At 63.3% G+C, this 11,612-nt stretch carries 11 protein-coding genes; 7 read left to right on the top strand and 4 right to left on the bottom strand.

Annotated features, from left to right (window positions below; translation table 11 throughout):
• The first annotated feature begins 53 nt into the window (after positions 1-53).
• Positions 54-920, top strand: a complete 867-nt coding sequence (gene mmsB / locus AX708_RS11845) for a 3-hydroxyisobutyrate dehydrogenase (protein ID WP_066529758.1) — start codon at positions 54-56, stop codon at positions 918-920.
• Between the two features lie 16 nt (positions 921-936).
• On the opposite strand, the gene AX708_RS11840 is transcribed toward mmsB, so the two are convergent.
• The 3 genes from AX708_RS11840 to AX708_RS11830 all read right to left on the bottom strand — a co-directional run bounded on the left by AX708_RS11840 (position 937) and on the right by AX708_RS11830 (position 3,428).
• Positions 937-1,668: a hypothetical protein gene (locus AX708_RS11840; RefSeq protein WP_066529754.1), complete on the bottom strand. Its 732-nt coding sequence runs from the start codon at positions 1,666-1,668 to the stop codon at positions 937-939.
• Positions 1,665-3,008 carry an O-antigen ligase gene (locus AX708_RS11835; protein ID WP_067490164.1) on the bottom strand — a complete coding sequence of 448 codons (1,344 nt, stop codon included), beginning with the start codon at positions 3,006-3,008 and terminating at the stop codon, positions 1,665-1,667. The genes AX708_RS11840 and AX708_RS11835 overlap by 4 nt, the downstream gene beginning before the upstream one ends.
• 129 nt (positions 3,009-3,137) lie before the next feature.
• Entirely contained in the window at positions 3,138-3,428 is a 291-nt protein-coding gene (locus AX708_RS11830) for a hypothetical protein (RefSeq protein WP_066529748.1), read from the bottom strand.
• 422 nt (positions 3,429-3,850) lie between these two features.
• On the opposite strand from AX708_RS11830, the gene rfbA reads away from it, so the two are divergent.
• From rfbA to AX708_RS11805, 5 genes are all read left to right on the top strand, one after another.
• Positions 3,851-4,747, top strand: coding sequence for a glucose-1-phosphate thymidylyltransferase RfbA (gene rfbA / locus AX708_RS11825; protein WP_066529745.1), 897 nt, complete (start codon positions 3,851-3,853; stop codon positions 4,745-4,747).
• Entirely contained in the window at positions 4,744-5,289 is a 546-nt protein-coding gene (gene rfbC, locus AX708_RS11820) for a dTDP-4-dehydrorhamnose 3,5-epimerase (RefSeq protein ID WP_066529742.1), read from the top strand. Before rfbA ends, rfbC begins: the two co-directional genes overlap by 4 nt.
• Positions 5,286-6,143: a dTDP-4-dehydrorhamnose reductase gene (rfbD, locus tag AX708_RS11815; RefSeq protein ID WP_066529740.1), complete on the top strand. Its 858-nt coding sequence runs from the start codon at positions 5,286-5,288 to the stop codon at positions 6,141-6,143. The genes rfbC and rfbD overlap by 4 nt, the downstream gene beginning before the upstream one ends.
• Entirely contained in the window at positions 6,136-7,191 is a 1,056-nt protein-coding gene (rfbB, locus tag AX708_RS11810) for a dTDP-glucose 4,6-dehydratase (RefSeq protein ID WP_066529737.1), read from the top strand. The genes rfbD and rfbB overlap by 8 nt, the downstream gene beginning before the upstream one ends.
• A 388-nt stretch (positions 7,192-7,579) precedes the next feature.
• The gene (locus AX708_RS11805; protein WP_082745575.1) at positions 7,580-8,827 is read left to right on the top strand and encodes an acyltransferase; all 1,248 of its coding nucleotides are present in this window, start codon (positions 7,580-7,582) and stop codon (positions 8,825-8,827) included.
• Between the two features lie 25 nt (positions 8,828-8,852).
• On the opposite strand, the gene AX708_RS11800 is transcribed toward AX708_RS11805, so the two are convergent.
• Positions 8,853-9,872, bottom strand: a complete 1,020-nt coding sequence (locus AX708_RS11800; protein ID WP_066529732.1) for a bifunctional 2-polyprenyl-6-hydroxyphenol methylase/3-demethylubiquinol 3-O-methyltransferase UbiG — start codon at positions 9,870-9,872, stop codon at positions 8,853-8,855.
• Positions 9,873-10,127: 255 nt separating this feature from the next.
• Here AX708_RS11800 and AX708_RS11795 point away from each other — a divergent pair, with 255 nt between their 5' ends.
• Positions 10,128-11,546, top strand: coding sequence for an oligosaccharide flippase family protein (locus AX708_RS11795; protein WP_197426082.1), 1,419 nt, complete (start codon positions 10,128-10,130; stop codon positions 11,544-11,546).
• Positions 11,547-11,612 lie beyond the last annotated feature (66 nt).

Raw genomic sequence — 11,612 nt, 5'->3', positions numbered from 1 at the left:
CGATAAAGGCGATTTTCATTGTTCTCCCCTCCCGCAAGCGGGAGGGGAGAACAATGAAAATCGCCTTTATCGGCCTCGGCAACATGGGCGGCGGGATGGCCGCGAACCTTGTGAAGGCAGGCCACGAAGTCCGCGCCTTCGATCTCAGCGACACCGCGCTCGCGGCGGCGCGCGGGGCGGGGTGCCAGACCTTCGCCACCGCCAGGGAAGCCTGCACAGGCGCCGAGGCGGTCGTCTCGATGCTGCCCAATGGCGCCATCGTCAAACAGGTCTATTGGGACGACGTCATCGGCCATGCCCCCGAAGGCGCGATCCTGCTCGACTGCTCGACCATCGACGTCGCCACCGCGCGTGAGGTGATCTTGGTCACCGAGGCGCACGGCTACCAGATGGTCGACGCCCCGGTCAGCGGCGGGATCGCGGCGGCGGCGGGCGGCACTCTGACATTCATGGTCGGCGGCAGCGACGAAGCCTTCGCCCGCGCGCACCCAATCCTCGAAGCGATGGGCAAGGCGGTGATCCATGCGGGCGCGGCCGGCAACGGGCAGGCGGCCAAGATCTGCAACAACATGCTGCTCGCGATCCACATGATCGGGACCTGCGAAGCCTTTGCCATGGCCGACAAGCTCGGGCTCGATCCGCAGACCTTCTACGATATCTCGAGCGTTTCGAGCGGCCAGTGCTGGTCAATGACGTCCTATTGCCCCGTCCCCGGCGTCGGCCCCGTCACCCCGGCGGACAACGGCTATCAGGGCGGTTTCGCCGCCGGGCTGATGCTGAAGGACCTGAAGCTCGCGATGGAAGCGGCGGCGGGTGCGGGGGCCAGGGTCGAACTGGGCGAACACGCCCGCGCGATCTACGAGGCTTTCGCTGCCGAGAATGCCGCGACCGACTTTTCGGGCATCATCCGGACGTTGTGAGCGGCGGGAAGGGGCCCTACCGCGCAGCCCCGGGGCAACGCTTTTGCGCGGCTGCGCGAAGTCTCTCCCCGGCGGCAGCGTCGCGCCGGAGCAAGGTCCGGATGCTGGTCTCGAGATTTTGGCAATCAAATCGAGCGCCGCGCGCGATGCTGTCAGCGGCGATGGCGGCAAAGGCAGAAGGCGGCATCACCTGTGAGCCGCGCTCCAGAAAGCCGTTATGCCAGCGCTTGGCTCCGACGACGATCGCGGTCATGGTGTCGCGGCCCGAGCTGTCGGGGCCGTCGAACACCGCCGGACCGAGTTCGGTAAGCAGCGGGCCGGCCTTCTTCGAGCGCACGAACAGCGCAATGTAACGGCGCGCGGCTTCGGGGCGGTCTCCGGCGGCGAGCGCGAGGCGCAGCATGGCCTCCTGCGCCGCCGGCTCGCGCCAGCCGCGGCGGCCTGCGACCTGGATGGTGCCCAGCGCGGCCTGCTGGTTGCCCGCCACCGCCTGTGCTCCGGCGAGCAGGGACAGGTTCTCTGCCGGCATCGGGCGGCGACGCACCAGCTTCTGCGCCTCGGCCACAGCCGCCTTCTTTTTGCCGAGGATGGCGTCCTCGACGATCCGCTGCTGCGCATAGGCGCGCAGCGGCTCGGGCACCAGCGGGGCGATCTGCGGTGCCCGTGCCGCCGACAGGTCGAGCTGCAAAGCAGCGGTCAGCAAGCCGATCCCGGCGAGCCCGACGAACCAGGCGATCCGCCCGATCATGCCTCAGGCCTCCGGCGCTCGGTGGCGATGCGCGCGAGCAGCAGCAGCGCAAAAGCGGCAAGGGCCAGCATCGTCTGGTTGCGCAAGGGGTAGTCGGTGACCGACTGCAAGGCGTTCGCAAGCAGGTAGGCGCTCCCGCTCCAGGCAGCCCAGCGCAGTTGCGAGCGCCGCGCGCACCAGCTCAACCAAGCGATCAGCAGTGCCCACCCCGCTATCAGCACCAGCCCGGCCACGCCGGATTCGATGGCCACCTCGATATAGTCGTTATGCGCCCGGCCGGGGCGGCGCAGGGTCAGATTTTCGAGCGATTCGTCGATCTGGTAGAGCTCGTCGAAGGTGCCCACCCCGGCACCCAGCGGCCAGTATTTGCTCGCGCTGTAGGCGGCATCTTCCCAAACGTAGCGGCGCGCATCGTCCCGGCTCTCGAACCGCTCGAGCGTCGTGCCGATCCGGCCGGGCGCGGCGACGACCAGCGCTCCGCCGCCGATCCCGACCAGCGCTAGCGCACCGAGTCCGATCAACGCCATCTGCCGGCCCGAGCGGTGGCCGCCCCTCGCGCGCAGCCACGCGCCGAGCGCGCGGACGGTGCCGAGCAGCACCGGCAGGATCGCCAGAACCAGCGCGGTGCGCGATTGGGTGAGGGCAACCCCCAGCAGCAGCAAAACACAGCTCGCCAGCCTCGCCGGCAGAATGGCAGGATGCGGTCTGGGCGCGGGCAACAGCGCGGCAAGGCCCAGCGCAAAGGTCAGGAACAGGCCGGTGGAGTTCCGGTTGGCGAAGGTGCCGACCAGCACATTGCTGCCGTGGAAGTCCCCGTGAAACTTGGCGGTTCCGGCCGGGCCACTTAGCTGGATGGCGCCGAGCAGGATGGTGACCAGTCCGCACCCGACGATCAGCCAGCCGAGGTCGATCAGTCGGTCGCGCGGAATCGACCAGCCGGCGCAAAGCACCGCCAGCGGCGTGACAAGTGCGGTCACGGCGAGCAGGGTGCGCTGCGGGAAGAGACTGAAGGACATCCAGCCGCTCTCGCCGATGATCTTGAGCGATTGTGCAACCATTGCCCGGGCGGGCAACGCGGACCACATCGATTCGGGCAGGGGCACGGTCTGGAGAATCGGCAAGGCCAGCGAAAGCACCACCAGCGCGCGCAGCACGAGCGGTGATTCGCGCCAGAACTGCGCGCATCCGCCGCGCCGGAACGCCATCACGGCAAGTGCCGTCAGCTGGACCGCCAAATTGGCAAGCGGCGCGCCGATGCCACCGCCGCCCAGCGCGAAAGCTACCAGCAGGAGGGCTGCCAGCAGCATGAAGGGAAGCCGGTCTGCGGCGTGACTGGTCAAGCGATGGCCTTGCGCAAATCAGGTCGGGTTATAGGCTATGGGTCACATGAGCAGTGACGCCACGACGCAACAACGCCCGGCACTACGTACCGGGCGTCTGATTACCTTATCCGTGCTCTCGCGTCAGAATTAGTCGCAAGCGCCAGGCGAGATGCAATTGCCATCGTCGTCCTGAATGACACCCGACGCAATGAGCGCGCCAATGACGATGGGCGTGAGAACCACCAAGACCCCAAGGACGGAGGCGATCGCGAAAGCACCTTCACCCTCGGCTTCGCGGCCAAGGCCCGGGCCCGCCTCGGTGGTGCTGTAGGTCACAGCGCTGTCACCGGCACGGGTGTTGGCCTGAGCCACGATCGGCGTGGCAACGAGGCCAAAGGCGGCCATCGAAGCGATCATGCGGGTCACGGTCTTGGTCATCTTGAAGCCCTCTTGGAAATCCCTCGGACGAGTACCTAGTGCAATGCAGCATCTTTGGCAACCACTCATTAGCCCGATTTGGTAAATGAAACGTCTCGAGGCGACCGTTCGTGGCGCGGTGCCGATGAACCGACGCGCGGTCACTGAGCGGGTCCGGCAGGCGTCGCCAGCATGGACGAAATGGGTCCCTAGCCGCAGACATCCGTGCCGAAAATCGCGCCTCCGCGCAAGGGGCAGCGATGCCGCCGACCCCAGCCGCCCGACCACAACCGATCGGTTCGAGGCATGCGTCCGGACGGCTGCATCGGCTGGCGCGCAGCAACAATTCTCACGCCGCGGGCGAGGTTGACCTTCCCCTATTACGCTGCGATGCAGCGCGCGGTCGCTGCGCTTTCATGAATCGGGGGTAGCCGTCAGGCTCTATGACAGTAGACACCAACAGGCGTGGCATCATTCTGGCCGGCGGATCGGGGACGCGTCTCTATCCGCTGACCCGCGGCGTATCCAAACAACTCATGCCGATCTTCGACAAGCCGATGGTCTACTATCCGCTGAGCACGCTGATGCTCGCCGGGATCCGGGACATCCTGATCATCACCACCCCCGAAGACGCCGCGCAGTTCAAACGCGTGCTGGGTGACGGGTCGGATTTCGGCGTATCGCTGTCCTATGAAGTCCAGCCCCGGCCCGAAGGGCTTGCGCAGGCCTTCCATATCGGCGCCGACTTCGTCAAAGGCGGGCCGAGCGCGTTGATCCTGGGCGACAACATCTTTTACGGCCACGGCCTGCCCCAGCTGTTGCAGAGCGCGACCGACCGCGGCACCGGGGCGACGGTCTTTGCCTACCGGGTCAGCGATCCGCAGGCGTTTGGCGTGGTCGAATTCGACGCTGCCGGCAAGGCGATCTCGATCGAGGAGAAACCCAAGGTTCCGAAATCGAATTACGCGGTCACCGGCCTCTATTTCTACGACGAGACCGTCGCCGACCGTGCCCGCGACCTGAAGCCTTCGGCGCGCGGGGAGCTGGAAATCACCGACTTGAACCGCCTCTATCTCGAGGAAGGGGCCATGGCGGTGGAGATTATGGGCCGCGGCTTTGCCTGGCTCGACACCGGCACCCACGCCTCGCTGCTCGATGCGGCGACCTATGTGCGCATCACCGAGGAGCGACAGGGGCTCAAGATTTGCTGCCCCGAGGAAATCGCGTGGCGGCAGGGCTTCATCACCGCCGATCGCCTGCGCGAAATCGCCGAGCCACTGAGGAAGTCAGGCTATGGCGAGTATCTGCTCAAGCTGCTGGAAAGCCCGGTGCTGCCGTGAATGTGATCGAAACTGCGCTGCCCGATGTGCTGGTCCTTGAACCCCGGGTGTTTGGGGACACCCGCGGGTTCTTCATGGAGACATGGAACGCGGGCGGCTTTGCTGCGGCGGGGCTTGACCTCACCTTCGTGCAGGACAACCACAGTCGCTCGCAAAAGGGGGTGCTGCGGGGCTTGCACTTCCAGAACCCGGGACCTCAGGGTAAGCTGGTCCGGGTGACGAATGGCGCCGTGTTCGATGTCGCGGTCGATCTGCGCGCTGGCTCGCCGACCTTCGGCAAGTGGGTCGGGGTGGAGCTTTCGGCGAAGAACAAGCGGATGTTGTGGGTGCCGGAAGGTTTCGCTCACGGCTTCCTGACGCTCGAGGACGACACCGATTTCCTCTACAAATGCACCGCGCCCTACGCGCCGCAGTCGGAGCATACCTTGGCATGGAATGATCCCGCCGTGGGGATCGAATGGCCGGTCGCGGGCCTGGACCCGATCATCTCCGAAAAGGACGCGCGCGGGCTGAGCCTTGCCGATGTGCCGGTGTTTGCATGAGAGTGCTGATCACCGGCGCAAACGGCCAGCTGGGCGGGGCCTTGCAGCGCACCGCGCCCGGCTGGGCCGACATCAGCGCGATCGACGTTGACGACTGCGACCTTACCGACGTGCCGATGCTGACCGCGCGGCTCGTGGTCGAGGCGCCCGATCTGATACTCAACGCCGCCGCCTACACCGCGGTCGACAAGGCGGAAAGCGACGAGGATACCGCGCGCGCGATCAATGCGGGCGCGGTCGCGGCGATGGTCGCGGCGATGGCCGGGACCGGGGGCAAAGTGGTCCATGTCTCGACCGACTATGTCTTCGACGGCACCGCGCGCGCACCCTATGCCCCCGATGCACAGCGCAACCCTCAGTCTGCCTATGGCCGCACCAAGGCTGAAGGCGAGGACTGCTTGCGCGCCGCTGACCTGCTGGTGCGCACCGCCTGGGTCTACGAGGCGGGCGGGGCAAATTTCGTGCGCACCATGATCCGCCTGATGAAAGAGCGCGACGAGCTTCGGGTCGTCGCCGATCAGACCGGCGCCCCGACCTGGGCGACGGGCCTGGCGCGCACGCTATGGGCGCTCGTCGAGAAGGGCGCGAGCGGCACCTTCCATCACTGCGATGACGGCGTCGCCACCTGGCACGACTTTGCCGTTGCCATCGCCGAGGAAGCCCATGCGCTGGGCCTCATCCCGCGCATTCCGGTGATCCACCCGATCACCACCGCAGAATATCCCACCCCCGCCCGGCGCCCGGCCTTCTCGCTGCTCGATTGCAGCGCGACGCGCGCGCTTATCGGCGATGCGCCCGTCCCGTGGCGGGAAAACCTGCGCCTGATGCTGAAAGAGGAAGCGAAGCTTGGCTAATCTGCTCGTCACCGGAGGGGCCGGCTTCATCGGCGGCAACTTCGTGCATTACTGGAACGCGCAGCATCCCGCTGACCGGGTGATCGTGCTCGACGCCCTGACCTACGCGGGCAACCGTTCGACAATTGAGGGCACGGCGGCCGAACTGGTCGAAGGCGACATCCGCGATACCGCGCTGGTGGAAAGCCTTTTGCGCGATCATGCCATCGACACGCTGGTGCACTTCGCGGCCGAGAGCCATGTCGACCGCTCGATCACCGGGCCGGACGCGTTCATCGACACCAACATCCTCGGCACCAACAGCCTCCTGAAGGCTGCGCGCACCGTATGGCTGGCGGGCAGCGGCCAGCCGCACCGCTTCCACCACATCTCGACCGACGAGGTGTTCGGCTCGCTCGGCCCTGCCGATCCGGCTTTCAGCGAGACGACGCCCTACGCCCCCAATTCGCCCTATTCGGCGAGCAAGGCCGCTTCCGACCATCTGGTGCGCGCCTATCACCACACCTTCGGGCTGGAGGTGACGACCAGCAATTGCTCGAACAATTACGGGCCCTATCAATATCCCGAAAAGCTCATCCCGCTGTTCCTGCTCAATGCCCTGCACGGCCGCAGCCTTCCGATCTACGGCGACGGGATGAACGTGCGTGACTGGCTGCATGTCGAGGATCATTGCCGCGGCATCGAGGCCTGCCTGATGCGCGGCCAACCGGGCGAGACCTACAATATCGGGGGTGGGGCCGAACTGCCCAACATGACCGTGATCGACACGATCTGCGCCGAAGTCGACCGCGCCTTTGCCGAGATCGACGGACTTGCCGCGCGCTACCCCGATGCGCCCGCGGCCAGGGGTGAGGCGACGAGCAGCCTCAAGACCTTTGTCACCGACCGCGCCGGGCATGACCGCCGCTATGCAATCGACGAGACCAAGGCCCGCGGCGAACTCGGCTATGCGCCTGCGCGCGGCTTCGACGAAGGACTGCGTCACACGCTGCGCTGGTATCTTGATAATGAGAGTTGGTGGCAGCCCATCCTTTCTTCGAACAGGTAATTATTGTTTTTCGGAAGGTTGTCCTTGGCTGACCGTGCTTCATTAGGGTTGCCACGGATCATTTGAAGCGCGTGGGCAAGATGGATCCGCAGTCTTTAATACGCGGCATCTTAACATCTTTTTCATTGGTCGCTCCTATGCCTTCGACTCCTTGAGCAATGTGCTTTTTAAGGTCCAGAATATCAGTCCACTCATGAACAAATGGGGCGGGCTGCGTCCCGGTTCGCAAGATCTTCATTCCGCGCATCAGGTTGTGATGGGATGATGAGACCTGAGTCGTGGGTTGGGCTTGGACAACATGTTGCGCTCAAGAATTGATGGGATGTCGAGACCGCTTCTTCGGACAAGGCGATAAGCATTGGTCTCAAAATCCAGGGAGCACTAAGGCATGGGAGGTCTGGACGCGCCAAGCTTGGCACAGGATGCGCAGGCCTGCTTTTGCGCCGCGAATTCTCGCCCGGTTCGGCCCGTTTTTCTCGCAGACGTGCTGGCAGGGCGGGACAACAATCTCAATGCCATCCGGATGCTGGCCGCCATCGCGGTGCTGGTGAGCCATGCCTGGCCAATCACAGGTGCAGAAGCGGCCGAGCCGCTGAAATCGCAGACCGGCCAGACACTTGGCCATTATTCGGTGGCGATCTTCTTCGGGATATCGGGCTTGCTGATCGCCCGTTCGTTCGATCGGCAGCGCAGCCTCCTCCACTTCGTTGTGGCCCGCGTTCTGCGGCTATTCCCGGCGCTGCTGGTGGCGCTCGTGCTGACCGTGATCGCGGGGGCTTTCGTTTCGGAGCTCGGCCTGTCGGCATATGTGAGCAGCCCGGACGTGTGGACCTACGTGCCGGTGAACCTCTCGCTCGTGTACATGCAGGGCCCACTGCCGGGCGTGTTCGAAAGCAACATATATGGCACCGTGATCAACGGCAGCATCTGGACGCTGTTCTACGAAGTTGCATGTTACGCTGGCGTTGTTGCCCTTGGCGCCATGGGGGTAATCAGGAAACCTTCGGCGATGCTGGCGGCGATGGCAGCCGCGACTGTTTTTCATTTCGCCGGACCATTGATCGGGCAGCTCGGTGTCCCGGCGCCGCCTGGTGTCGTCATTCGCCTCGAGTTCTTCGCGCTTTTGTCCTTCCCTTTCATGATCGGTGCATGCGCCTATGTCTGGCGTGATCGCATTCCCCTCTCGGCCGGGATCATGCTCTTGCTGTGGATTCCGGTGCCCTTGCTTGCCGGAACCACCTTGATGGCGAGCTTTGTCGTCGCCGCGCTGGTGTATCTCTCCTTGTGGGCAGGCTACATCCCGAAGGGCCGCGCGCTCATGTATAACCGGCTCGGTGACTATTCCTACGGCGTCTACATTTACGCCTTCCCGGTGCAGCAAGGTCTCGCCTGGGTCATGCCCGGCATGAGCCCTTTCGCCAATATCATGCTGGCACTTCCGGTCACGCTGCTGCTGGCGGTGCTATCGTGGCACATTGTCGAGACCCGGGCACTGGCAATGGTGACGCCTCTGGGCGACCGCATCGCTCGACATTTGTACCGCGCGACGCGAGTACCCGTTCAGAACAGCGGGTCTGCCTGGCTGATCCCGGCGCGTTTATCGGTCGTCTGGCCGCGGTCCAGGCAAAGCTTCTAGCGGGCACCTTTGTTGGCGCCCATAATCAGGCAGGGCGGCGAACCAGGAAGGTGAGCTGTTCGGCGTTGGTTTCGGTTTCGGGCGGTGCATCGGACATCGCCTGTAAAAAGGCGGGACGTGCATCTTCGGCAATCACCTTGAGCGATTGGTCCCATAGCCAGGGCCGCGCGGCCTGATCGATATGCTGGCGTTCGACAACGAGGCCGGCGCTCTCTACGGCGCGTACCAACGCGTTGCGGGTCGGTAGCGAAAAATGCCGCGGGGCTTCCAGCCCGCGCCAGTATGGCCCGAAAATCGTCAGCCCGGTCGCATCGGCATTGGGCAAATCGATATAGAGTCCTCCTCCCGGCTTGAGCCAGCCCTTCAGGCGGTGCAGGAGCGCGATCGGGTCAGGCACGTGTTCGAGCACGTGTGATAGGGTGATGTGATCAAAAGCACGATCCCAGCGATCATCCGTAAGCGTTGCGACATCATGGATAGCGATCCCTGCCTGCGACAGCTTTCCGAGGAGATGCGGATCATACTCGGCTCCGTGCAACTCGTAGTCGAGCGCCTGAAGGCGCAGCAGGAAATGGCCGTTGCCGCAGCCATAGTCGAGGATTGTCGCAGGCGGCGCTGGGACGAAGCGCATACTCTTGTCGAGGCCGGATGTATCGTAGCCGACCAATGCGACAGCACGCGCCACCAGCCGGTCGATCAGGCCTGCGGGACGGACAAGCTGGCTGCGCAAATAGGATGACTTGATCCACGTGCGCGCTCTCGACACCGCGCCGCCATCAGCATCTTCGGGTGTGTGGGTGTAATAGTTCGCATAGGCGCTGAGCAGTCGGCTGCCGACAGGCCGGTTCTTCAGCCAAAGCGATTCACACGAGGCACAGCGCTGTATTTCAAAGGTGCCGCTGTCTGCACCGAAGAACTCGTCCCTGACAAGCAAAGTGGCATCAAAACTCTCGGCACTGCCGCAATAAAGGCAATGTGAGCAGATCTCGATGTCTTCGTTCTGGTCTTCGTCAGGATGGCAATCCGGGAACACGTGGCTTTGCATATCAATCCCTGACTGGCCATGGCAGCGGAGGAGAGGCAAACCGGTTTGATCTGCCTTTCCCGGTTGCGTGAATCGTCTTGCCGCGCCAATAGCCGCTCGCTGCCAGTTTGGCACGGGCCAATTTGGATGAGCTGACGTGGTCATTTGCCAATCCGGGGTTGATTGCATCTGCTGGTTTCCCGCTTGGAAAGGGCAAGCTTCGACCGGTGCCTCCGCACGTGAGCAGGCGCGATAATGGCACTTGCGAGGAACTCGTTGCTCAACCTCGCCCCGGCGCTCATCGGGGTTGCCGTCAGCATCCTTACCATTCCGTTCTACATGTCGATCGTCGGGACGGAGCGCTACGGCGCACTCCTGCTTGCTCTGGTACTATTGGGATACTTCGGTCAGGCAGATTTCGGGCTCGGTCGCTCAATCACCCAGCGCCTGTCTTCGATGCCCGAAGCCAGCGACAGCGAGCGCGCCAGCGTCGTATGGTCGGCGCTGGTCGGCGCGACCGCGATCTCCTTTGTCGGGGGAGCGCTAGTGTTCGTGGCGGCCAATGTGTTTTTCCAGTCTTTTTTCGAAGTCAGTTCCGACCTCAAGGCCGAAGTGTTGGAGGCAGCCTGGCTGTTTGCCCTGTGTGTTCCGGTGATCATGTTCACCGGTGTTTCGTCTGGTGCGCTGGTCGGAGTTCAACGGTTTGGGCTAGTGTCGCTCGGGACATTGGTGGGAAACATATTGTCGCAAGTACTCCCGCTGCTGGTGGCGCTGTTCTATTCAAAACATTTTGAGTGGTTGCTGGCTGCGTCAATCGCCGGACGCGTGATTGGTCTGGTACCAATGCTGATGAGCATGGCTTTTGTGTTCCTGCGAGACCAACCCGTCAATCCAAGCGTCCCACAGCTGCAACGGCTGTTTTCGTACGGTAGCTGGATAATGGTAACCGCTATTGTCGGCCCGTTGATGACCACGGCCGATCGCTTCGTTATTGGTGGTGTTCTCGGGTCTGTGGCCGTGGTCGCATATTCCGTGCCCACCCAAATTGTCGCACGCACGGTGATGTTCCCGATGGCGTTTGTGCAAGCCCTGTTTCCAAGACTTGCTGCGCAAAGCGACGATGAATCAACCACTCTGGGCAAGGTCTCGGTGATCCTCGTCGGTCAGTCTTTTGCATTCGTCGTGATTGGCCTGATGCTTTTTGCAGCGCCATTGCTGACGCTTTGGATTGGCGAGGATTTGGATCAGCGATCCGTGCCGGTGGGGCAGATCGCTTTGATCGGGATATGGTTCAACGCGCTGGCAAACGTGCCCTATGCCTTGGTCCAGGCACGCGGCAATTCACGTTACACCGCGGTACTTCATGTTATTGAACTGCCTGCTTATCTGGTAATGCTGTACGCCTTTGGTATCTGGCTTGGCCTTTACGGCGTCGCCCTTGCTTCGACGGCGCGCATCATCATCGACTGTTTTGCACTGTTCCATAAGGCGAGGTTCCTGGACAGGTTCGTGCTCTGGCGCTTGGTAGGCCCGGCGGCAGTGGTGATCGGATCATTCGTCATCTCCTTGTGGGTCGAGGATTGGCTCGGCGCCTTTATTGGTGCGAGCTGCTGCTGCAGCGTACTGCTGTTGCTGACATGGTTTCAGATGCCTGACGAAGCAAAGTACCGTTTGAGAACGCGGCTCAAGCTTTAGTCGCGCGGCTTGGAGACTGTTTAAAATTTTGTGCTCGGCCGTGGTAACTGCTTTCAGAGGAGACCC

Origin of the sequence: Erythrobacter sp. CCH5-A1 (assembly GCF_001557115.1) — a bacterium.
Taxonomy (GTDB): Bacteria; Pseudomonadota; Alphaproteobacteria; order Sphingomonadales; family Sphingomonadaceae; genus Erythrobacter.
This window is presented reverse-complemented; position numbering and strand designations above follow the sequence as displayed.